Source organism: Chryseobacterium sp. MEBOG06, assembly GCF_021869765.1.
Lineage (GTDB): Bacteria > Bacteroidota > Bacteroidia > Flavobacteriales > Weeksellaceae > Chryseobacterium.
On the sequence record NZ_CP084580.1, the window covers coordinates 4,844,376 to 4,867,321 of the forward strand.

Annotated in this window: 18 protein-coding genes; 7 read left to right on the forward strand and 11 right to left on the reverse strand. The window is 37.1% G+C overall.

Translation table 11 applies throughout. The features are described 5' to 3' along the window. Nucleotides 1-30 precede the first annotated feature (30 nt). The 3 genes from LF887_RS22105 to LF887_RS22115 form a co-directional block, all read right to left on the reverse strand. Nucleotides 31-522: a hypothetical protein gene (locus LF887_RS22105; protein ID WP_236856407.1), complete on the reverse strand. Its 492-nt coding sequence runs from the start codon at nucleotides 520-522 to the stop codon at nucleotides 31-33. 82 nt (nucleotides 523-604) lie between these two features. Further along, the gene (metK, locus tag LF887_RS22110) at nucleotides 605-1,885 is read right to left on the reverse strand and encodes a methionine adenosyltransferase (RefSeq protein ID WP_236856408.1); all 1,281 of its coding nucleotides are present in this window, start codon (nucleotides 1,883-1,885) and stop codon (nucleotides 605-607) included. A 229-nt stretch (nucleotides 1,886-2,114) separates the two neighbouring features. After that, nucleotides 2,115-3,065, reverse strand: coding sequence for a LysR substrate-binding domain-containing protein (locus LF887_RS22115; protein WP_236856409.1), 951 nt, complete (start codon nucleotides 3,063-3,065; stop codon nucleotides 2,115-2,117). 132 nt (nucleotides 3,066-3,197) lie between these two features. Between LF887_RS22115 and LF887_RS22120 the strand changes: the two genes are divergently transcribed. The 5 genes from LF887_RS22120 to LF887_RS22140 all read left to right on the forward strand — a co-directional run bounded on the left by LF887_RS22120 (nucleotide 3,198) and on the right by LF887_RS22140 (nucleotide 7,507). After that, nucleotides 3,198-4,685, forward strand: coding sequence for a catalase (locus LF887_RS22120; protein ID WP_236856410.1), 1,488 nt, complete (start codon nucleotides 3,198-3,200; stop codon nucleotides 4,683-4,685). Nucleotides 4,686-4,790: 105 nt separating this feature from the next. Next, a complete protein-coding gene (locus tag LF887_RS22125; protein ID WP_236856411.1) occupies nucleotides 4,791-5,558 on the forward strand; it encodes an enoyl-CoA hydratase-related protein in 768 nt (255 codons plus the stop codon). A gap of 51 nt (nucleotides 5,559-5,609) precedes the next feature. After that, nucleotides 5,610-6,032, forward strand: coding sequence for a deoxycytidylate deaminase (locus LF887_RS22130; RefSeq protein ID WP_236856412.1), 423 nt, complete (start codon nucleotides 5,610-5,612; stop codon nucleotides 6,030-6,032). A gap of 6 nt (nucleotides 6,033-6,038) precedes the next feature. Next, on the forward strand, nucleotides 6,039-6,953 hold the full coding sequence (xerD, locus tag LF887_RS22135) for a site-specific tyrosine recombinase XerD (RefSeq protein ID WP_236856413.1): 915 nt from the start codon (nucleotides 6,039-6,041) through the stop codon (nucleotides 6,951-6,953). 41 nt (nucleotides 6,954-6,994) lie between these two features. Further along, nucleotides 6,995-7,507, forward strand: a complete 513-nt coding sequence (locus LF887_RS22140; RefSeq protein WP_236856414.1) for an NUDIX hydrolase — start codon at nucleotides 6,995-6,997, stop codon at nucleotides 7,505-7,507. A gap of 147 nt (nucleotides 7,508-7,654) precedes the next feature. Here LF887_RS22140 and LF887_RS22145 read toward each other — a convergent pair whose 3' ends face one another. The 8 genes from LF887_RS22145 to LF887_RS22180 form a co-directional block, all read right to left on the reverse strand. Then, nucleotides 7,655-8,113, reverse strand: a complete 459-nt coding sequence (locus LF887_RS22145) for a heme-binding domain-containing protein (RefSeq protein WP_236856415.1) — start codon at nucleotides 8,111-8,113, stop codon at nucleotides 7,655-7,657. A gap of 4 nt (nucleotides 8,114-8,117) precedes the next feature. Beyond that, nucleotides 8,118-9,896, reverse strand: coding sequence for an Ig-like domain-containing protein (locus tag LF887_RS22150; RefSeq protein WP_236856416.1), 1,779 nt, complete (start codon nucleotides 9,894-9,896; stop codon nucleotides 8,118-8,120). 25 nt (nucleotides 9,897-9,921) lie between these two features. Continuing rightward, the gene (locus LF887_RS22155; RefSeq protein ID WP_236856417.1) at nucleotides 9,922-11,184 is read right to left on the reverse strand and encodes a serine hydrolase domain-containing protein; all 1,263 of its coding nucleotides are present in this window, start codon (nucleotides 11,182-11,184) and stop codon (nucleotides 9,922-9,924) included. Between the two features lie 160 nt (nucleotides 11,185-11,344). Then, complete coding sequence (locus tag LF887_RS22160; RefSeq protein WP_236856418.1) at nucleotides 11,345-12,274, reverse strand: 2-hydroxyacid dehydrogenase; 930 nt, start codon at nucleotides 12,272-12,274, stop codon at nucleotides 11,345-11,347. A gap of 173 nt (nucleotides 12,275-12,447) precedes the next feature. Next, nucleotides 12,448-12,990: an acyl-CoA thioesterase gene (locus tag LF887_RS22165; protein WP_047492349.1), complete on the reverse strand. Its 543-nt coding sequence runs from the start codon at nucleotides 12,988-12,990 to the stop codon at nucleotides 12,448-12,450. Further along, entirely contained in the window at nucleotides 12,978-13,730 is a 753-nt protein-coding gene (locus LF887_RS22170) for a hypothetical protein (protein WP_236856419.1), read from the reverse strand. The genes LF887_RS22165 and LF887_RS22170 overlap by 13 nt, the downstream gene beginning before the upstream one ends. A 177-nt stretch (nucleotides 13,731-13,907) precedes the next feature. Next, the gene (locus LF887_RS22175) at nucleotides 13,908-16,025 is read right to left on the reverse strand and encodes a TonB-dependent receptor (protein WP_236856420.1); all 2,118 of its coding nucleotides are present in this window, start codon (nucleotides 16,023-16,025) and stop codon (nucleotides 13,908-13,910) included. A 271-nt stretch (nucleotides 16,026-16,296) separates the two neighbouring features. After that, nucleotides 16,297-16,962, reverse strand: coding sequence for a WG repeat-containing protein (locus LF887_RS22180; protein WP_236856421.1), 666 nt, complete (start codon nucleotides 16,960-16,962; stop codon nucleotides 16,297-16,299). A gap of 413 nt (nucleotides 16,963-17,375) precedes the next feature. Here LF887_RS22180 and LF887_RS22185 point away from each other — a divergent pair, with 413 nt between their 5' ends. After that, the gene (locus tag LF887_RS22185) at nucleotides 17,376-20,159 is read left to right on the forward strand and encodes a bifunctional aconitate hydratase 2/2-methylisocitrate dehydratase (RefSeq protein ID WP_236856422.1); all 2,784 of its coding nucleotides are present in this window, start codon (nucleotides 17,376-17,378) and stop codon (nucleotides 20,157-20,159) included. A 319-nt stretch (nucleotides 20,160-20,478) separates the two neighbouring features. Then, nucleotides 20,479-22,746, forward strand: a complete 2,268-nt coding sequence (locus LF887_RS22190; protein WP_236856423.1) for an aconitate hydratase — start codon at nucleotides 20,479-20,481, stop codon at nucleotides 22,744-22,746. Nucleotides 22,747-22,946 lie beyond the last annotated feature (200 nt).

Here is a 22,946-nt window from a genome sequence, read left to right on the forward strand (position 1 = left end):
TAAATTTTCACAATAAAAATTTAAAAAAAATCATTTAAACATGTCATGAATGAACACAGTAGGGATATTTAATGTAAAATTAATATTCAGTCCTTTCATTTCTTTCCCATTCAATCGGGTATCTCCTATCGGAAAAGCATACCCTCCTGTAAGGTCCAGCATTCCAAATAGAGTCACCCCAATTTTCGGGGCAATATATTTATTGGTTCCTTCTGCCCCAGCTATAAAATAGTAGGAATGATAGAAATCAACGTTTCTTTGAAAATTAAGCAGAACATCTGCCTGTAATTTTGGCATTATTGCAAATTTTGAGTCCGTAGCTCCCATCAGAGCGGATGCTCCGAGTCTGTAAATCACATCGTCATTTTTAAGAAAGAGCAGTTTACCCCCTACTTCCCCAAAACTCTGATTCTGATAGGTATACCCCACTGTAATCATTTTATGCATTGTATACTGGGCTTTTGCCACTGTAGACAGGACAAATACGACAAGGATTGTAACTGCTGTTCTAAAATTCATCATCTTTCAAATTATTAAGGTGTAAAATTAAAAAAAACTGCCTTATCCAAAGATAAAGCAGTCTATTTATTATTAAAAGAAAAAATTAAATTCCAAAAGCAGCTTTAATTTCCTCTACTTTGTCTAATTTCTCCCAAGTAAAGAATTCAAGACCTTTCAGTGTCAATTCTTTTTTATGCCCTTTATTGAAGGTTTTATCAGCTACATAATGCTCTTTACCCATATGTCCGTAAGAAGCTGTTTCCTGATAAATAGGATTTCTCAATTTTAAGTTCTGCTCAATAGCATAAGGTCTCAAATCAAAGATTGCAGACACTTTTTTCGCGATTTCACCATCGTGAAGGTCTACTTTTGCAGTTCCATAAGTATTGATGTATAACCCACAAGGTTCAGCAACACCAATTGCGTAAGAAACCTGTACCAATACTTCATCAGCAACTCCGGCAGCCACTAAGTTTTTAGCAATGTGTCTTGTAGCATATGCAGCACTTCTGTCTACTTTTGAAGGGTCTTTTCCTGAGAAAGCACCTCCACCGTGAGCCCCTTTGCCACCATAAGTATCTACGATGATTTTTCTACCGGTAAGACCGGTATCTCCGTGAGGACCTCCGATTACGAATTTACCTGTAGGATTAATGTGATACTTGATCTGATCATTGAATAAAGCTTTGATCTCTTCAGTCTGCAGAGCAACAACTCTAGGAACCAGAATGTTTTTGATATCCTCGCGGATTTTATTCAACATCTCTTCTTCTGCTCCAAAATCATCGTGCTGAGTAGAAACTACGATAGAATCTATTCTGATTGGTTTGTGATCATCAGAATATTCAATAGTCACCTGGCTTTTTGCATCTGGACGAAGGTAAGTGATCTCTTTATTTTCTCTTCTGATTGCAGAAAGTTCTTTAAGGATTGTATGCGCAAGATCTAAAGCAAGCGGCATATAGTTAGCCGTTTCATTGGTAGCATACCCAAACATCATCCCCTGATCTCCAGCTCCCTGTGCGTTCGCTTTTGCTTCAAAAGACTCATCATTCACAGCTCTGTCAACTCCCTGGTTGATATCAGGAGATTGCTCATGGATTGCAGAGATAACTCCACACGAGTCTCCATTGAACATATATTCTCCTTTGGTATACCCTATTCCATTGATTACTTCTCTGGCAATTGTCTGTACATCAAGATAAGCATCAGATTTTACTTCTCCTGCCAATACAACCTGTCCTGTAGTTACAAGAGTCTCACATGCAACTTTTGAATCTTTATCGTATGCTAAAAAATGGTCGATTAGTGCGTCGGAAATCTGATCGGCAATTTTATCAGGATGTCCTTCTGAAACGGATTCAGATGTAAATAAATAAGACATATTATTCTTTGTTTAGATTAAAAATTAATGTCGAAGAAAAATATGAATAACAATTGCCCCAAAAAAGAATACTGTTTTAGCATTTTTTTATAGAGGTTGCAATCAGGTCAAATTTCCTCGTAATAAACGTCAGCAAATTTAAGCACTATTTTTGTAATACTCAAAATTTTTGTTTATTAATTATAACTTTATTTAAATTAATGATTTATATCACTTTAGAGCCTTTGTACTATTGTGGCTTTATACTCACAAATTCTTTTGGGCTGATGTGATAGTTCAATTTAAGTTCTAAAGAATTTTTGATAGAATGTGACAATTCATCAATAATTTTTTGTTTGAAAGTCGGCTTATAGTAGATGATACTGATCTCTCTGTAAGGGAACGGCTTTTTGAATCTGAAAACATTTTTCTTTTGCTCTTCAGAAAGCTGGCTTAATGCTAGCTCAGGCAGAATACTGATTCCTCCTACTTTATCTACCATATGTACCAACGTCTGAATATTGGACGCAAGGAAATCTAAGTTCTTAGGTTTCAGTGTGTTTTCTTTCAGGTGGCAGATGTTTTCAAACTGATTTCTAAGACAGTTACCTTCTTCAAGCAGCCATACCTTTTCAACATTCAGTTCTTCAGGAATAATGTAGGCATTCTTTTTATTAGCTTCAGTATTGGAGCTGTAAATCATCAGCTCTTCATTGAATAGGAAATCCTGATAAAATTCATTAGCGGTATCATAAGGTGTGGAGATAATTCCCGCGTCCAGTTCCCCGGCTTTTAAAGCTTTAATGATATTATCGGTTGTCATTTCCTTTACATTCATCTGAATCTTTGGATTTTCTTCAAGGAATTTAAAGATTTCCGTAGGCAGGATAAAAGAAGAAACCGTAGGAATGATCCCCAGGTTGAGTGTTCCACCCAAAATATTATTCAAAAGATTGGCTTTGTTTTTCAACTCATTGACAGACTCTATGATAACCTTGGCCTGATCAATGATCTGAAGTCCTACATCTGTAGTACGAATAGGGTGTGTAGTTCTGTCGAAAACTTTCACATCCAGTTCATCCTCAAATTTCTGTATCATGGCACTTAACGTAGGCTGAGTAATAAAGCAAGCCTGAGCTGCTTTACCAAAATGTTTATACTTATCAACAGCGATAAGATACTCCAGTTGCTGAATGTTCATTTGATTAATATTATCTATTACAAAGATATAACGTTTTTGCTATTACCAATTAAAAATTCAAGTAAATTTGATATTCACTACCTTTACACTTGGATTTAGAAAAAGAAAACAATTATACAAATCATCAATGATATGGATTCTAAAAAATTAACGTTAAGTAATGGCGCCCCTTATTTTGAGCATCAGGATTCTCAGACTGTAGGGCCAAGAGGCCCCGTATTACTGCAGGACTTTGTTCTTCAGGAAAATCTTGCACATTTCGTTAGGGAAAGAATTCCTGAAAGAATTGTACATGCCAAAGGAAGCGGAGCTTACGGAACTTTTACCGTAACCCATGACATCAGCAAATACACGAAAGCGAAACTGTTTTCGAAGGTGGGAAATTCATGCAGAATGTTTGCCAGATTTTCTACCGTAGGAGGAGAAAAAGGAAGTGCTGACACCGCAAGAGACCCAAGAGGTTTTGCTTTAAAATTTTATACTGAAGACGGAAACTGGGATCTGGTAGGAAACAATACACCAGTATTTTTCATTAAAGATGCTAAAAAATTTCCCGATTTTATTCATACCCAGAAAAGAGTTCCAAAAACCAATCTGAAAAGTGCCGCAATGATGTGGGATTTCTGGAGTTTAAATCCTGAATCTCTTCACCAGGTCCTTATACTAATGTCAGACAGAGGAACACCTTATGGCTTCAGGCATATGCATGGCTTTGGCTCTCACACCTTCTCTATGATCAATGACCAGAATGAGAGAGTATGGGTGAAATTCCATTTCAAAACAAAACAGGGAGTTAAAAACTTTACAGATGAAGAAGCTGTAAAAATGGCAGGAGAAAATCCTGACTTTGCACAGGAAGATCTTTGCAACGCTATTGAAAACGGGGATTTCCCGAAATGGACCTTATACATCCAGGTAATGACCGAAGAGCAGGCAAAAGATTTCAGATGGAATCCTTTTGATGTAACAAAAGTGTGGTTTCATGATGATTTCCCATTGATTGAAGTGGGAGAAATGGAGCTTAATGAAGTTCCCGTTAACTATTTTGCACACGTTGAACAATCTACGTTCTCTCCAAGCAGCCTAATTAATGGAATCAGTTTCTCTCCGGACAAAATGCTTCAGGGGAGATTATTCTCTTATCCTGATGCCCACCGATACAGAGTTGGAGTAAATGCTCACCAGCTGGAAGTGAACAGATGCCCGTTTGCGGTTAATAATTATCAGAGAGACGGATATATGGCAGATTCCAGCCAATATCAGGATAAGCCGAATTACCATCCAAACAGTTTTGACGATATCAAAGCAGACTCATCTTATAAAAACTATGAATATGAGTTAGATAGCGTTCACGTAGCCAACTACAACAGAAATGATAATGACGGAGATCATTATACCCAGCCGGGTCTACTTTATTCAAAAGCAATGAATGCTGATGACAGAGAACATTTGATTCACAATATCGTTGGAAGTATGAAAGGCATCACAGGGCCTAAAAAAGATGAGATTATTAATCGTCAGTTATGTCATTTTTTCCGCGCTAACATTGAGCTTGGCATGAAAGTGGCTTCACAACTAAACGTTAATATTGATGCAAATATGATGAATCATTCCAAATAATCATATTGAATGATAAATTAAAAAAAAGGAAAAAAAAATAATATTTTTTCCTTTTTTTTGTAAAAAATTCATAATTTGCAAAGGATGATATTTTAAAGTGGAAAAATGAGTTACGAAAACATATTATTGAATAAAGAAGATAAATTATCTATCATTACCATAAACAGACCTGAAAGTTTAAATGCCTTAAATGCTAAAACAATTCAGGAAATCAGTACTGCATTAGATGAACTTAATTCTGACAACTCCTGTAGAGTAATTATCCTTACAGGAAGTGGAGAAAAATCTTTTGTAGCTGGAGCAGACATCAAGGAATTCAGTGACTTCGGACAGGAGAAAGCTGAAGAACTTGCAAGAAACGGACAAAATACGTTATTTAACAAAATTGAAAATATGTCTAAACCTGTTATTGCTGCCGTAAACGGCTTTGCACTAGGAGGAGGTTTAGAGCTTGCCATGGCATGCCACATCAGATATGCATCAGAGAACGCCAGATTAGGGCTTCCGGAAGTAACTTTGGGATTAATCCCAGGATACGGAGGTACTCAAAGGCTTCCAAAGCTTGTCGGAAAAGGTATTGCCAACGAAATGATCTTCTCTGCCAAAATGATCGTTGCCCAAAAAGCAAAGGAAATCGGATTGGTAAATGAAGTATACCCTATTGAAGAATTATTAACAAAAACGAAAGAATTAGCGAACACTATTGCCTACAATTCACCAATGGCAATATCCAAGGCTATTAATGCCGTAAATCTATCTGACACGGATAAAGGTTTTGAAACTGAAATCAAGTATTTCGGGGAGCTTTTTGAAATGGCAGATAAGAAAGAAGGAGTGACTGCTTTCCTCGAGAAAAGAAAGCCCAACTTCTAATCTTTCAAGAAGACTTTAATCCAAATTATTTCGAAAAATCAATGCTGCGGTATGAATAAGTTTGACAAAGCTTATCTAAAAATGGCCCAGGAATGGGCAAAACTCTCCTACTGTAAGAGAAAACAGGTAGGAGCTCTTATCGTAAAAGATAGGATGATTATTTCAGATGGTTACAACGGAACTCCTTCGGGATTCGAAAACTGTTGTGAAGATGGAGAGGGAAAGACGCACTGGTATGTACTGCATGCAGAAGCCAACGCTATATTAAAGCTGGCTGCTTCTACACAATCTGCAAAAGGCGCAACGTTATATCTGACGCTGTCGCCATGCAAGGAATGCAGTAAGCTAATCCTGCAGGCAGGTATTGCAAGGCTGGTGTATATCAATGAGTATTCGGACGATGATGGGATATCGTTCCTGAGAAACCATAATATTGAAATAGAACAAATATCGGACTGTGAACTAAAAAATTAAGCACAAATGACTTGGGATGAAAAGATCAAAGATTTTGAAATATTTCTTCGTTTCGAAAGGAATTTTTCAGAAAACACGCTCGACGCTTATGTTCGAGACATTAAGAAATTAAAAGATTACGTAGAAGAAGATCTGGAGAACGTCGGTCCAGATGCTATCGGCTACGAAAACCTGCAGGAATACATTTTCAATCTTTCTAAACAGAAATTCAGCGAAAGATCACAGGCAAGATGGATATCTTCCATCAAAGCCTTTTTCAAATTTCTGCTTGAAGACGAATATCGTGAAGACAACCCTGCAGCACTACTGGAAGGCCCTAAACTGGGACTTTACTTACCTGATACTCTAAGCCTTCCTGATATCAACAAGATTATTGCTGCCATTGAGGTCAATACAGATCTCGGAAAAAGAAACCAATGTATCATTGAGGTACTTTATGGTTGCGGACTCCGTGTGTCTGAACTGATCGACCTTAAGATATCCAATATCAACTTCAGGGAGCAATACATCAAGGTGAATGGAAAAGGAAACAAAACCCGTTTTGTTCCTTTAGCTGACTATACAGCAGAGCTGCTGGAAAGCTATATCAAGGAGGTACGCTCTAAAGGGAAAATCAATAAAAAATATGAAGACACTCTGTTTTTAAACAGCCGTGGGACATCCATGTCCAGAGTGATTGTATTTCTTATTATTAAAGAACTTACAGATAAAGCGGGGGTTAACAAAAAGATATCTCCCCACACATTCAGACATTCTTTTGCTACGCATTTACTGCAGAATGGAGCGGATCTCCGTTATATCCAGGAAATGCTGGGACATTCCAGCATTACCACTACAGAAATCTATACGCACCTTAAAACAGAAGAATTACGGGATGTTATTTTGAGTTATCACCCGAGAAATATTAATATTGCTCAATAAACGAAAGTTCTATCTGAGCTGTTGAAAATAATGATAACCGGATGAAATTATTGAAATATTGCCCAAACTGCGGCAAAGAGTCTTTACATTGGGATGGCGAAAAAAAATGGAGCTGCCCTGAATGTGGTTTTACACTGTACAATAATGTGGCAGGTGCTGTGGCAGTTGTCATCAGATGTGGTGATGAAATTTATCTTACAAGAAGAAACAGAGACCCTAAAAAGGGAAAACTGGACCTTGCCGGAGGATTTGTTGACCCTAAAGAAAGTGCGGAAGAAACCTGCAAAAGAGAGCTTTTTGAAGAGCTTCAGCTTGATATCAATATTTCAAACCTGAAATACCTTACCAGTCTTCCCAACATCTATCAATATAAAGAAATTGATTATAATACGATTGATCTCTTTTATGAATATAATGTTTCGGAGAAGTTTGAGGTTAATCTTGAACTTTCAGAGATTTCAGAGGCGGTATGGATTCCTTTACAGGAACTTGACCTTGAAGATATTGCTTTTGACTCTCAGAAAAGGTTTTTTGAAAGCTATTTAAAAAAATAATTTTTGTAATACAAACTCCCGCAGATCTGAAGATACTGCGGGAGTTTTTTTATGATCAGAAAACAGTTTTCCAACAAATTTCACAGATGTTTTTATAGAACAAATCTATGCAACTGGTGACACTTTTGGGAAAGTCTGCTTTTAAATTTAATACGTTTTAGTCTTCAGCATTTCCTCAAAATATTGAATAAGGAGTGTTCTTTCTGCATCGTTAAGCTTAGCCTCGTCATGATAAACAATATAGCCGGGTAATGGCATTGTCTTATGTTTAAGGGCCTCAACAGACCTGTCAAGTATATTCTCTTTTAATTCCTTATTATAGGTTCCCCAGATGGAAAAGTTAAGATGCTCGCGCCCCTCATTAACATGGCTCTTTACAGACCATGAAACCGGTGCTATAAAAGCATATTTAGGATATACCGTTTCGTTGGAATGGCAGTCATAACAAGCATTTTTAAGCAATGTTGCGACCTTTTCCGGAGACTTCCTGGAATCAACAAAATTCACAGAAGCATCAACAGGTTTATTAACTCTGTCAATAGGTACAAACTGGATCAGAGCGAAAGCTACAAAAGTCCAGAATATTATTTTTTTCGCCGTCTTCATAAGCCTATTTCACAGGAGTTAGGATTGCATTAGTGGATTTTATCTCTTTTTTAGCCTGTTGTTTTACTGTCCCCACTTCTTTAGAGTCAGCGGCTGGGACTGCTGGTACTACAGGAGAAACCGTTCCTTTTGGATTCTCAAGTGTTCTTTTATCATTCAGATCCCAATCTTCTCGGGTTTCCCATAATGCTCTTACCAACGCTTTTTTATAGAAAATATAGGCATCTTCAGCAAAAACTTGATTGGTAAAATCTGCTTCGTCCCAATATTTATTCCCGTTATTGTCTACCAATATCCGTACAAAATACTCTTCCGGTTTCAGAAGATCAAATTTCACCTTATCCCCTTTTGTATATTTTTGATGCACTACTTTATCCGAAGAATCCAACAGCTGAATCCAGTAATTAAAGGCAGGAGCATTCGTCAGAGTGAATTCAAGGCTTCCATATTGTTCTACCTTACCAATACCAAAATCAAAACGTTTTGACTGAACATTTTTAGCATAGAAAGAAGATACCGTTTCCTTAGGAACTGTAAGCTGATAGTCTTTCCCACTTATAAAATCTGACTGAATTAAAATCTGATAAGGATTAGTTGCTGAAATTTTAGCATTAAATGGTAAAGTTGTTAAACTATCACCTTTAATATTCAATGTCCATTTTGATGGATCAATTTTATCGACAATATAGTTTGATAAAATTTTAAAATCTGCTTTCGGAGCCAAAGTACTGCCATCATTATCACTAAAGATATCCATAGCATTTTTCTTATTGTACTTGTAAAATAGTGAAACAGTATAGGCACTGTCTTTTTTCGGTCCTTTATCATGACTGAACAAAAGCTTTTCATTCACCGTCTGCCCAACATCACTTTTCACAGCATCAAACCAGATTCTTACAGAGTCTGACTTAGGAGTATGGGTGATTTTTACATCTTTCAGTTTTTCATTCAATGACTGAACTTTCACGTCTTCAGGATGCCCTTCAAACATCATCAGAACTCCACCCGAAACTTCTTTCATTTCTGAATACTTCACAGGCTTTTTAGAAGGATAAACCTTTAAATTCAGCCCTGAAATTGATTTATCGATGTCCAAGGGTTCTTTTTGGAATCCAATTTTTTCTTTTCCGGCATCATAGATAGAATTTCCGTTCTCATCATCAAAGGCAATAATTTTATATTTGCCAGGAGACAGGTAATTCAGTTCGTAATATCCGTCATCGTCAACTTTAGTGATATAATAAGGTTTCTGTTTGTAATTCATTGTATCCTTCAACTGATACAATCCCACAACCAGTTTATTTTCGTTGTTTCCGGTTTTCTTTTTGATCTCCATAGCATCTTTTACTTCACCGCTTACATAGAGGTCATCCAGCTTATCACCAGTAGAAAAAGCAAAATTAAAATAACGAAGTATGTTTGCTTCATTATTATCTACGATGGAATTTCCGAAATTAAAATTATAGGTCGTATTGGCCTGAAGAGTATCTGTCCATTGAATAAGAACAAATCTATTCGCAATATTAGATGGAAGAATTCTCTTGATATTTTTAATGGGTGGAGAGATAATCAGGTTCTTACTGATATCCTTCAGGGTTATATATTCATCAAAATCCAGACGGAGCTCGTGAATATCTCTTTTTACATTGATTCTTGTAGTATCAATGTTTGAGCTTAAAAACTTTGGTGCTAAAGTATCCCTTGGTCCACCTACAGGTGATCCCACTCTTGCACAGGAATGTACAAGAAAACAGATAACGAATAATAAAAGAAACCTTTTCATGAAAATGTTTAAGCAAAAGTAAACATTATTCTCCAAAAACTTCCTGTCCGGAATTCAAACTATCTTTATTATCATTCATTACAGTATGGAGTTTATCTTTCTGTAAAGGGAAATTTTCAAATAATCCTGATAATGCGAGTGCTGTATATACTCTGTTTGAATATTTATTTCCAATCGCTACAATAGTTACTTTAGACTTCAGAAGGTGCGCAAAAACAGAGTTTGTCCCATGCCACCATCCATTATGGTAAGTCAGTTTTTCACCATTATCAAATAATTTCATTCTGAATCCAAGTCCATAATTATTCATACCCATCTTTTCATTACTGTATGGAGTAAATACCATCTGCATCAGCTCAGGCTTCAGGAAATTTTTTGAGAACATCGCTTTCGAAAAATTATATAAATCTCTTGGTGTTGTATATACATTTTTGTCTCCGTAGATCAAATCCAGTCTATCCAGCGGATATAGTTTATTTCTACCATAATAAAAAGACTGTGAAGCCGTTGGAATATCTTTTTCCTGGAAGATATAGGTATTATTCATTTTCAGCGGTGTGAAAATCATCTCTTTCATCGCCTGCGGAAAAGGAGTTTTTGTTACTTTCTCAATAAGTAAAGCCAATAAAGCAAAATTGGTATTGCAATACATAAACCCTGTATCTGTATCTCTTGCAAGATCCGGTTTATATTTAATGATCATATTCAGAACATCCTGATTGGTAACAAACTTTTTTGAAAGTTCTTCCGCTCCGGGCTGTATTTTTGTAATGAAATATTCATATTTTGGAAGTCCGCTTCTCTGATCCAGCAAAGTCTGAACAGTAACGTTGGGATAAGGGAATCCCGGGAAATACTGGCTAAGGTGATCAGACAATTTTATTTTTCCGGCCTCCACCAGCTTCATCATTGCCATTGCCGTTAATGTTTTCGACACAGAAGCGACATGCAAAGGTGTATTTTTATCAATCGGCATTTGATCCCCTTCCCTTCCGAATCCTCTATAATTTTCGTACAGAATTTCATCTCCTTTAGCAACAAGAATTCCTCCGCTAAGATCTCCTGCCTCCCAGATTTTTTTGTAATACTGATCTATATAGTTAATAGTTGCCTGCTTATTTGAAAGCTGGCCATCAGCTTTGGTAAAAACTTTCCCCAGATCTACATTTCCATAATTAGGAAGATTGGTCGTGTTTTCAGCCGAAACTTCTGTAGCTTCAGATTTTTTTTTACAAGAAAATAGGGATAAAAGGGCAGTTAAAATAAGTACTAAATTACGCGTCTTCATGAGATTCAAAAATGACTGGCAATTTAGTAAAACTCAAAAATAAATAGTAAATATAAGAACGACATTATGAATTATTTAACATAAATAGACAAAAAGACAAAATTGAAAAATAAATTCTTCTTTTACAGTTTTGTCCTTTTGTGTTATTACCGCTCATCGTCTAGCAATAAGAGGCTACGATCTTATCCACAATAAACTGAGCCAGTTTTTCTTTGCTCTGATGAGTCCATCCGGCAATATGAGGAGTAACAATTACATTTTCAGATTCAAGCAAATAGCTCAGGTCTTCATTTTCGGTTTCTATATTTTCAAAAGAAGATTTTTCATACTCCAATACATCCAGGCACGCTCCTTTTACCTTCCCTGACTTTATTGCTTCTACTAAAGCTTTCGTTTTTACATTTTTACCTCTTGCTGTATTGACAAAATAAAAGTTATTTTTCATATCAGCAATGAATGTTTCATCAATAAGATAATGGCTTTCTTCTGTTAAAGGAATATGAAGACTTACGATCTCTGCAGACTGTTTCAGTTCTTTTAAGCTGACCTGAGTTGCAAATTCATCAGAAAGATCGGGAAGAAGATCATGGAAGACTACTTTACACCCAAACCCTGAAAGCCTTTTAGCCGTAGCTTTTCCCATATTTCCATAGCCAATAAGACCAACGGTCTTTCCCAGCAGCTCATCCCCCCTGTTTTCTTCACGCTTCCAGATACCATTTTTCACTTCCTGGGAAGCAATAAAAAGTCTGTTCATCAAAATTAACAACATTCCTACCACGTGTTCCGCAACAGAATCTCGGTTTCCTTCTGGAGAATTGATCAACTGAATACCCAGCTTTTCGGCCACAGGGATATCAATATTTTCCATTCCAGCACCTACTCTAGCAATAAACTTCAGATTTTTCCCTTTCTCAAGGAAATTTTTATCCAACGGAATTCTGCTTCTGATAATGATTCCGTCATAATTTTGAATTTTACTGCAAACCTCATCATAGGAAGATGTAAAATCTTCTTCCAAAATAAAATTCTGGGCTAAAAGCTGTTCTGTAATGAGAGGATGGTTTTTATCTAAAAGAAGAATTTTCATTTTGATATAAAATTTAGGAATTAATACATCCGGAAATTGCTGTTCCGGATCGTTAAATATCTTATTGTAACACAGGCTTTGTCGAGACCCGGAAAAGACAAATGCTTTTAAGCTCGCAAAGGTGTCAGCACTCAGCAAAGTTTAAAAGCATTTTCTCTTACAAAATATTTGTTTTATTTTTTATCTTTCTTAGGCTCCTGTGGCTCCTGAAATAATTTCTTCAGCTCTACGGATTCCAGTGGTTTCATTCTTCCGGAAAGAATCAGTGAAAGTTCTTTTCTACGGAATGCAGCAGCAAATCTTTCTTTTTCTTCTTCTGTTTCCGGTACCATTTCCGGAATAGGAATAGGACGGTTGAATTCATCTACCGCAACGAAAGTATAGATCCCAGCATTGGTATGAATCTTTTTCTGGTTGATTGGATCATCCAGCCATACATCTACATATACTTCCATGGAAGTAGAAAATGCTCTGGAAACTTTAGATTCCAATACCACCACTCCACCTTCTGGAATTGGGTGATTGAAGGAAACGTGATTTACAGAAGCTGTTACCACTCTTCTTTCGCAATGTCTTGCAGCAGAAATAGACGCGCAACGGTCCATTTTTGCTAAAAGTTCACCACCGAAAAGATTTCTTAAAGAGTTTGTTTCATTCGGAAGAACGATATTGGTCATGATAGTCAGAGATTCTGACGCTTTTTTTATTTTTGCCATTTAGTCTTAGTGTTGATTGGAGCAGCCGGAGTAGTTTTCGTTCCTTTTCCGACAGGTTTTACCAGTGAATCTGCCTTCAGTGAATCTGAAACAGGCGCTTCCGGTGTATGCGCCATTATTTTAACAGTATCTTTTACGATTCTATGGGTAGAAGTCTGGACAGAAACTTTATTAAAAGATTTTTTTCCAAAAAGAAGTTCCTGCTGGGTAAATGCAAGGTATAAAATTCCCAAAACAGGAATTAATAATAAGAATACCCAAAGAATTACTTTCTTAAATTTATAATCATTTTCACGGTTTACTGAGGCTGTTACTTTTTCCCCGTTATTGATATCCGAGAATCTGATCTCTTCCAGGCCATAAAAATCCGGACGTCCAGATTCTATTCTTTTTCCTTTGAAATGGGTAACGCCTTCTTCAATTAAAACCGTCCCAAGGTTTTGAATTTCAAGAACCTGTTCTGACTGCAGTTTTTTCTTCCAAAAGTCGGTCTGAATTTTCAGATCACTTCTGGAAGCTTCCAAAGACATCTGTTTTTGGGCAGCAATAAAAGCGGTAAGATCTTCAGTCTGTACTTCATAGTCAATCGTAAATTCAATCTGACTGGCCGGAGGCAGGATGCTTCCGTTTTCGGAATTGATAATTGCTTTAGAATTTTTCAGAGAAAACACCCCAAAGCCTGGAACCGTGGAAGTTCCAAATTGTTTTAAATATTCTAAAATGTATGCTGAAATATTCATTTGGACGCAAATTTATAACTTTTTCATGACTTTTGAAGATATTTAACGGATATAAAAAAAGACTGCCGAGGCAGCCTTTTAATTATTTTACACTAAAAATGAAATACTCTTATTATTTATGCTGTCAAAAGACAAATTTATAAATCTGCTTATTTACATTTTTCAGCCATCTCTATGTTATTGAATTTTCCAGCTGATCCCAAACATAAAATTGGTTCCTGCCTGGGCAAAGTAATAAGCCTGGCTACCATCCACTGCTCCATTATTCACATATTTTCTGTTGAATAGATTGTTTACTAATAATTTCAGTGCAATATCGTTGTTGCCAATTTTAAATTGATACTGAGCATTAAAATCGGTCAGGAAATAATCTTTAAGCTGAAAGTTTTTATCTTCTGTATTATCCAGATACTGTTTATCAACATACTGGTTCATCAGGGCAAACTGGAAGTTTTTGGTTGGGTTGAATCTCACTCCCAGATTAGCAATCACGTTGGGAGAGAATGAAATCTGTGTATTTCCCAAACTCTGAGGTACGGTTCCATTTTGGATATTAAAGTCCTGATTTCTGTTCTGGCTTAACGTCAGATTCCCGGTAACTTCCCATTTTTTTGATAGTTTTGCTAATGCACCAATTTCAATTCCTCTTCTGTAGCTCTTTCCTGAGTTTGTTCTGATGAATGCCCCAACGTTGCTAAGGTTACCATTTAAAACCAACTGATTTACATAATACATATAGTAAAGATTGGCCGTTACAGATACAACTCCAAACTGTTTTTCCAAACCGGCTTCAAAATCGTGAAGTTTCTCCGGCTTAACGTCATTATTGGCCATGATATCTTCTCTGTTCGGCTCACGGTGGGCGTGTGCATAGGATAAGAACACTTTACCACCATCAATTCTGTAATTCACACCCGCTTTCGGATTAAAAAACAGCCAGTTTTTATCCAGGTTAGCACCCTCTTTATCACCAGCCATCAGGATTTTGGTATTATAAGTGATATTTCTAAGCTGCAAATCTCCGAAAAACTCAAAGTTATTCACTCTAAATAACGCTTTTGCAAAACCTGAAACTTCATTTTTCACTGAGCGGTTTCTGTAATATTCGCTTTCTTCAATTTGTGGATAGAACACGCCGCTAACGTTTCCGAAATGCCTGCCGTAATACTGATTGGCTACTGCCCCAACGTTGATGTCAAGGTTTTCAAATTTCCCGTAAAGCGTTGAAACGACACCGTAGAAGTCATTATTCAGCCATTTTTTTCTGATAAAATCTGACGATTTAACGGTTTGTCCGTTTTCAATAATATTGGGAAGATTATATCTTGAAAAAGCATTATCCTGCTTATAATTTTCATAATATCCTTTTCCTTTGGTGTAGTGAAAAGTGGTCTCCAGATTCCATCGGTCATTGAATTTCTGTTCCCATAATAACTGATAGTGGCTCTGTCTGTAATTATCGGTTTCGTTATCATAAAAGCCAACAATATTTTCCCAGTTGGCATCATAAATCACGCCTGATCCATTAAACTTAGGGTCAGTTTCCCATCTTTCTTTGGTTACTCCACCCCACGCCTGATACGTTTTTTCTTTTCCACCAAAAGCCATTAGTCTAAGCTTTGTTTTTCCTTCTTCGAATAAAGCTGTAAAATTGTAAGAATGCAAATCTGAGGATGCTCTATCTATATAGCCATCAGAGTGAATCCTGGTATACCTTCCCATTACTGAAAGACGGTTTTTCCAGAACTTTCCGGAACCTATTTCAGCAGCATATTTGTACGTATTAAAAGAGCCATAGCTGTCATCTGTTTTGAAATAAAATTTTTCTTCGGGATCCTTTGAAATAACATTCACACTTGCTCCAAAAGCAGAAACCCCATTATTGGAAGTTCCAACTCCTCTCTGAATGACAATCTGCGATGCTGAACTCGTTAAATCCGGAACATTCACAAAAAACGTTCCCTGGCTTTCCGAATCATTGTAGGGAACCCCATTCATCATAACATTAATAGACGACCCCGAAACTCCACGAATTCTGAACCCCGTATATCCTACTCCGTTTCCAGCGTCAGAAGTCGAAATAATGGAAGTTTGATTTTTCAAAAGAATAGGAAGATCCTGTCCTAGATTTCTACTTTCTAAATCTTTTTGAACATTGATAATTTCCTTAGCAACAGGAAGTCTTTTAGTAAAGCTGACCGCTTCAATTTCTCTGACTTTCAGAGAGTCTTTATTTTGAGCCTGCATAAAGGCTACAGAGCCTACACTAAGCCCTAAAAAAAATAATCCTTTCATTCTATAAATCTTTGACATTTAATGAATAAAAGGGGATCGATAAGATATTATACAGTTCTGGCTCTATATGAGCAGACGTCCCTAAACAGCATTACCTGTTCCAGGTTCATTGGGTATAATCTCAGCCTGTAAAAGCACCCCTTTATTTCAACTGCAAAATTACAAAAAATATATGAGATGCGGAATGAGACGTATCTAACTAAGGAAGTGGCAAGTATCGAGAATAATTGATAATTGATAAGTGATAAGTGATAAGTGATAAGTGATTAATCTAATAGGTTTTATTATTTGAATCAATATAATAGTAGTTACTGCCATCTTTTGTCACTTCAAACATCTTTCCCAATTTCCAGCTGAAGTTTCTTTTTATATTGGCATATTCAAAAGGAATTACAATCTTATTATTGACATCAATAACTCCAAACCTGTCGTTATTGGAAGCTACAATCATTGGGTCGGCAACATCATCTCCTTCCATAATGTAAAGATACTGATACTGGGGGTAGATCTTAAACTGTCTGTAATCTGCTGCATTGACAAATTTTGATTTTTCTATAATTCCATAAAACCCATTCAGAATATAAGCCTGAAAGAGCTGTTGTTTATATTCTTCAAACTTGCACTTTCCAAGATCAGCATCTTTGAACTGATAAACCCTTTTTCCTGTCTGATCAATACGATAGGAAATCATATTTTTCTCTACTGTCGCATAATTATTACTTCCAAATTTCCGAACTTTCTCGTTGGGAGAGTTCTGAAGATTACAATCTTCATAAAAAAAGACAGCGATATGATACTCCGGCTGAATAATAAACTTCCCATTTTGATTAACGTATCCAAAATCACTCCCTTTCTTTTTGGGAATCAGAACCGGAAGGTTTTTATTGATAACCACGAGATCAGGATTAGGCTTAGTTGCCTGTATTGCTTTTTTCATCGGGGTTTTGGTTACATTTTTCACTTGTATTTTCTTCCCAGATTTATTCTGTGAGAAAACAAAAACCGAAATAAAAATGCATAAAAAATTCAGGATATTTTTCATATTCATCATATGTTCGCAAAATTACGGCCAAAAATAGAAATTATCAAATTCATATTTATAAAGAATCTAAATAATTTCATTCCCATAAAATAGTAAAATTTCGTAATTTTGGGCAACATTTTGAATTGTTTAATAATTTTAAAACTTTTAAAAAAAGTGTAGATTATACTGACTTTAGTCCGGTTCATGTTGCCTATTAAAATGCGAGAACTCAAAATGTTATTAACTGTATTTTATACAGACCGGTAAAGAAGTCATAATACGATCAAATATTTTTAGTCTACCTTTAATATTGAAAGACTTCTATTATGAATATTTATAAGGATTACATCAAAGAAATTGAAGAAAGAAAAAACCAGGGGCTTAATCCGAAGCCTATCGATGGTTCTGAATTACTAAGCGAAATCATTACGCAAATTAAAGATTCAGGTAATGAACATCGAGCAGACTCTCTTAACTTTTTTATTTATAACACGCTGCCGGGAACGACAAGTGCTGCCGGGGTAAAAGCTAAATTTTTAAAGGAGATCATCCTTGGTGAATCCTTGGTAGAAGAAATCACTCCGGCTTATGCATTTGAGTTATTATCTCACATGAAAGGAGGACCTTCCATTGATGTATTGCTGGATCTTGCATTAGGTAACGATCCTGCTGTTGCTAAAGAAGCAGCAAACGTTCTTAAGACACAGGTTTTCCTTTATGACGCTGATACAAATCGTCTGAAAGAAGCATTTGAAAGCGGTAATGAAATCGCAAAAGAAATTGTTGAAAGTTATGCACAGGCTGAGTTTTTCACTAAACTGCCGGAAGTTGCTGAAGAAATAAAAGTAGTTACTTATATCGCCGGTGAAGGAGACATTTCTACGGATTTACTTTCTCCCGGTAACCAAGCTCACTCAAGATCTGACCGTGAACTTCACGGCAAATGTATGATCACTCCTCAGGCGCAGGAAGAAATCAAAGCTTTACAGGCGCAGCATCCAGATGCAAGCGTAATGCTTATTGCTGAAAAAGGAACGATGGGTGTAGGTTCATCAAGAATGTCAGGAGTAAATAATGTGGCTCTTTGGACCGGTAAACAAGCTAGTCCATATGTACCATTCGTAAATATTGCTCCAATTGTTGGAGGTACAAACGGTATTTCTCCAATCTTCCTTACTACAGTTGACGTTACCGGAGGTATCGGTATTGATCTTAAAAACTGGGTGAAGAAACTGGATGAAAACGGAAACGCTGTTCGTAATGAAAATGGAGATGTAGTTCTTGAAGAAGCTTATTCAGTAGCAACAGGAACTGTATTAACCATTAATACAAAAACACAGAAATTATATAACGGCGATAAGGAATTAATTGACCTTGCTAAGTCTTTCACTCCTCAAAAGATGGAATTCATCAAAGCGGGAGGATCTTACGCTATCGTATTCGGTAAAAAATTACAGACATTTGCTGCTCAACTTTTAGGTATTGAAGCTCCAGCTGTCTTTGCTCCTTCAAAAGAGATTTCTCACGAAGGACAAGGTCTTACTGCAGTAGAAAAAATCTTTAACAGAAATGCTGTTGGAACAACTCCGGGGAAAGTATTACACGCCGGTTCTGATGTTCGTGTACAGGTTAATATTGTTGGTTCGCAGGATACGACAGGTCTTATGACTTCTCAGGAGCTTGAATCAATGGCTGCCACTGTGATTTCACCAGTTGTTGACGGTGCTTACCAATCAGGATGTCACACCGCTTCCGTGTGGGATAAAAAAGCGCAAGCTAATATTCCTAAACTAATGAAGTTTATGAACGAATTCGGTCTGATCACAGCTCGTGACCCTAAAGGGGAATATCATGCTATGACTGACGTAATTCACAAAGTTCTTAATGATATTACTGTAGACGAGTGGGCGATCATCATTGGTGGTGACTCACACACAAGAATGTCAAAAGGAGTTGCTTTTGGAGCTGACTCAGGAACAGTGGCCCTTGCATTAGCTACGGGTGAAGCATCTATGCCAATTCCTGAATCTGTAAAAGTAACTTTCAAAGGAAACATGAAAGAACACATGGATTTCCGTGATGTTGTTCATGCTACTCAGGCTCAGATGTTGAAGCAATTTGGAGGGGAGAACGTATTTCAGGGAAGAATCATTGAGGTTCACATCGGAACACTTCCTGCTGACCAGGCATTTACATTTACAGACTGGACTGCTGAAATGAAGGCAAAAGCTTCTATCAACATTTCTGAAGATAATACTTTGATCGAATCACTGGAGATCGCAAAAAGCAGAATCCAGATTATGATCGACAAAGGTATGGATAACAAAAACCAGGTTCTTCAAGGCTTGATCGACAAAGCTGATAAGAGAATTACAGAAATCAGATCAGGTGAAAAACCTGCTTTGACTCCGGATTCAAATGCTAAATATTATGCTGAAGTAGTTGTAGATCTTGACATCATCGTAGAACCTATGATTGCTGATCCGGATGTAAACAATGAAGACGTTTCTAAGAGATATACTCACGATACTATCAGAGATCTTTCTTATTATGGTGGTGAGAAAAAAGTAGATCTTGGTTTCGTAGGATCTTGTATGGTTCACAAAGGAGACCTTAAGATTGTTTCACAAATGCTTAAAAACCTTGAAAAGCAACAAGGAAAAGTAGAATTCAATGCTCCTCTTGTAGTAGCAGCACCTACCTATAACATCATTGATGAATTAAAGGCAGAGGGAGACTGGGAAGTATTAGAGAAATATTCAGCTTTTGAATTTGATGACAATACTCCAAAAGGAGAGGCTCGCGTTGAATATAAAAATGTAATGTATCTTGAGCGTCCTGGCTGTAACCTTTGTATGGGTAACCAGGAAAAAGCTGCTAAAGGAGATACAGTGCTGGCAACTTCTACCCGTCTTTTCCAGGGAAGAGTGGTTGAAGATTCTGAACGTAAGAAAGGAGAATCTCTGCTTGCCTCTACGCCAGTAGTTGTTTTATCTGCTATTATCGGAAGAATTCCTAGCATAGATGAGTATAAAGCTGCCGTTGAAGGTATTGACCTGACCACTTTTGTACCTTCTATTAAGGAATTAACAAGTACAAGCGCTCACTAAGGGAATTAAAAAATAAGTCGTAAGACTATTAAACACTATAGAAATGGAAGATTTTGGTCCTTTAGGATTTAAAATCTTCCATTTTTTTTGTTTAGAATGCTTCTATTTTATGATAAATACGTTTTTTTTTCGACAAAATCCACAAAATAGAATCTATTTTTTCTTAAATTGAAAGTTATAAAATCTCTTGATTTAATAGTCAAAATCATCCCTATTTATGGATTATAGGAACGTTTTTTGATGTATAAAAAAAATGATTATTCTTTTTCTACATAAGAGAAAAAGACATTAACGGAAAAAGAACTAAACTAAATAAAATATGACTTTTGATATTGATATGATCAAAAAAGTGTACGAGCGCTACCCTGATAGAATTGCTGCGGCAAGACAAATCGTGGGAAAACAGCTTACACTTTCAGAAAAAATCCTTTATACCCACCTTTGGGAAGGGAATGCTACACAAGCCTATGAAAGAGGAAATTCTTATGTAGACTTTGCTCCGGACAGAGTAGCAATGCAGGATGCAACTGCGCAGATGGCGCTGCTTCAATTCATGCAGGCAGGAAAAACAAAAGTGGCTGTACCTTCAACGGCCCACGCCGATCACCTGATCCAGGCAAAAGTAGGCGCAGACAAAGATTTACAGGAAGGTATCAACAAAAACTCTGAGGTATTCAACTTCTTAAGTTCCGTATGTGATAAATACGGAATCGGATTCTGGAAGCCGGGAGCTGGTATTATTCACCAGGTTGTATTGGAAAATTATGCATTTCCCGGAGGAATGATGATTGGAACAGACTCACACACAGTAAATGCAGGCGGACTTGGAATGGTGGCTATTGGTGTAGGAGGTGCTGACGCAGTGGATGTAATGGCAGGAATGGCATGGGAACTAAAAATGCCCAAACTTATCGGTGTAAAATTAACCGGTAGAATGAACGGATGGACTTCTGCTAAGGATGTTATCTTAAAGGTAGCAGGAATTCTTACTGTAAAAGGAGGTACAGGATGCATCGTAGAATACTTTGGAGAAGGAGCGGAATCTCTTTCTGCAACAGGTAAAGGTACGATCTGTAATATGGGTGCCGAAATTGGAGCTACAACTTCTACTTTCGGATATGATGATTCCATGAGAAGATATCTGGCTGCTACAGGAAGACAGGATGTAGTGGATGCAGCTGATAAAATAGCAGAACATTTAACAGGTGATGCTGAAGTATATGCCAATCCAGGACAGTATTTCGATCAATTAATCGAAATTAACCTTTCTGAATTGACTCCTCACTTAAACGGACCTTTCACTCCGGACTTAGCAACTCCGGTTGCTGAATTCAAAGCCAAAGCGGAAGCAAACGGATGGCCTCTGGAGGTTGAATGGGCGCTTATTGGTTCTTGTACCAACTCTTCTTATGAAGATTTGTCCAGAGCGGCTTCTATTGTAGAAGATGCGGTTGCCAAAGGAGTAAAACCTAAAGCAATTTTAGGGATTAACCCAGGTTCTGAGCAGGTAAAATTCACAGCGGAAAGAGACGGTTTCTTAGATTCTTTCAGAAAATTTGAAAACGCAAGAATCTTTACCAATGCTTGTGGGCCATGTATCGGACAATGGGACAGAGAAGGAGCCGAAAAAGGAGAAAAAAACTCTATTATTCACTCTTTTAACAGGAACTTTGCAAAAAGAGCTGACGGTAACCCGAATACTCATGCATTCGTAGCTTCACCGGAAATGGTAGCAGCTGTTGCAATTTCAGGTAGATTAGATTTTAATCCTATTACAGATACATTAACTAATGAAGCTGGTGAACAGGTAAAACTTGACGAGCCTAAAGGTTCTGAACTTCCTGCAAGAGGTTTCGCGGTAGATGATAACGGATATCAGGCACCTTCAGCAGATGGATCTGGTATTGTAGTTAACGTAAGCCCTACTTCAGACAGACTTCAGTTACTGGAAGAATTCCCTGCTTGGGATGGTAAAAATATTAAAGGAGCTAAAGTATTGATCAAAGCTTTCGGAAAATGTACAACTGACCACATCTCTATGGCTGGACCATGGCTGAAATACAGAGGTCACCTTGACAATATTTCAAACAACATGCTGATTGGAGCAGTAAATGCTTACAATATGGAAACCAATAAGGTTAAAAATGAATTAACCGGTGAATACGGTGAAGTTCCGGCTGTACAAAGAGCTTACAAGGCTGCAGGAGTTCCAACAATCGTTGTGGGAGACCAAAACTACGGCGAAGGTTCTTCAAGAGAACATGCTGCTATGGAGCCTAGGCATCTTGGTGTGAAAGCGGTACTGGTAAAATCATTTGCCAGAATCCACGAAACAAACCTTAAAAAACAAGGGATGCTGGGAATCACTTTCGCTAATGAAGCAGATTATGACAAAATCCAGGAAGATGACACTGTCAACTTCTTAGATCTTGATCAGTTTGCTCCGGGCAAACAGCTGGCTTTAGAATTTATTCACGCAGACGGAACCAAAGATATCGTCATGGCAAATCACACTTACAATGACCAGCAGATTGACTGGTTCAAGGCTGGTTCTGCTCTGAACTTAATTAAGCAACAGGAAAAATAAAATTAATTTGTTAGATTGATTAATAGAAAGACGGCTTCACCAGAAGTCGTCTTTCTTTATTTTAACCTGCTCAAATGTTTGCTCTATAACTACCTCTTACCGGAATCTCACGTTCATCAACCCGGTCGTCAAAAACTTGTCCGTCAGCTAAGCCCGGCGTTAAAAAAGTATGGATCAATTCCTGATCAATTAATATCGAA

Excerpts from the sequence above, each read along its gene's own strand:
- LF887_RS22105 (WP_236856407.1), bottom strand. The coding sequence starts at position 522 with ATGATGAATTTTAGAACAGCAGTTACAATCCTTGTCGTATTTGTCCTG.
- metK (WP_236856408.1), bottom strand. The coding sequence starts at position 1,885 with ATGTCTTATTTATTTACATCTGAATCCGTTTCAGAAGGACATCCTGAT.
- LF887_RS22115 (WP_236856409.1), bottom strand. The coding sequence starts at position 3,065 with ATGAACATTCAGCAACTGGAGTATCTTATCGCTGTTGATAAGTATAAA.
- LF887_RS22120 (WP_236856410.1), top strand. The coding sequence starts at position 3,198 with ATGGATTCTAAAAAATTAACGTTAAGTAATGGCGCCCCTTATTTTGAG.
- LF887_RS22125 (WP_236856411.1), top strand. The coding sequence starts at position 4,791 with ATGAGTTACGAAAACATATTATTGAATAAAGAAGATAAATTATCTATC.
- LF887_RS22130 (WP_236856412.1), top strand. The coding sequence starts at position 5,610 with ATGAATAAGTTTGACAAAGCTTATCTAAAAATGGCCCAGGAATGGGCA.
- xerD (WP_236856413.1), top strand. The coding sequence starts at position 6,039 with ATGACTTGGGATGAAAAGATCAAAGATTTTGAAATATTTCTTCGTTTC.
- LF887_RS22140 (WP_236856414.1), top strand. The coding sequence starts at position 6,995 with ATGAAATTATTGAAATATTGCCCAAACTGCGGCAAAGAGTCTTTACAT.
- LF887_RS22145 (WP_236856415.1), bottom strand. The coding sequence starts at position 8,113 with ATGAAGACGGCGAAAAAAATAATATTCTGGACTTTTGTAGCTTTCGCT.
- LF887_RS22150 (WP_236856416.1), bottom strand. The coding sequence starts at position 9,896 with ATGAAAAGGTTTCTTTTATTATTCGTTATCTGTTTTCTTGTACATTCC.
- LF887_RS22155 (WP_236856417.1), bottom strand. The coding sequence starts at position 11,184 with ATGAAGACGCGTAATTTAGTACTTATTTTAACTGCCCTTTTATCCCTA.
- LF887_RS22160 (WP_236856418.1), bottom strand. The coding sequence starts at position 12,274 with ATGAAAATTCTTCTTTTAGATAAAAACCATCCTCTCATTACAGAACAG.
- LF887_RS22165 (WP_047492349.1), bottom strand. The coding sequence starts at position 12,990 with ATGGCAAAAATAAAAAAAGCGTCAGAATCTCTGACTATCATGACCAAT.
- LF887_RS22170 (WP_236856419.1), bottom strand. The coding sequence starts at position 13,730 with ATGAATATTTCAGCATACATTTTAGAATATTTAAAACAATTTGGAACT.
- LF887_RS22175 (WP_236856420.1), bottom strand. The coding sequence starts at position 16,025 with ATGAAAGGATTATTTTTTTTAGGGCTTAGTGTAGGCTCTGTAGCCTTT.
- LF887_RS22180 (WP_236856421.1), bottom strand. The coding sequence starts at position 16,962 with ATGAAAAAAGCAATACAGGCAACTAAGCCTAATCCTGATCTCGTGGTT.
- LF887_RS22185 (WP_236856422.1), top strand. The coding sequence starts at position 17,376 with ATGAATATTTATAAGGATTACATCAAAGAAATTGAAGAAAGAAAAAAC.
- LF887_RS22190 (WP_236856423.1), top strand. The coding sequence starts at position 20,479 with ATGACTTTTGATATTGATATGATCAAAAAAGTGTACGAGCGCTACCCT.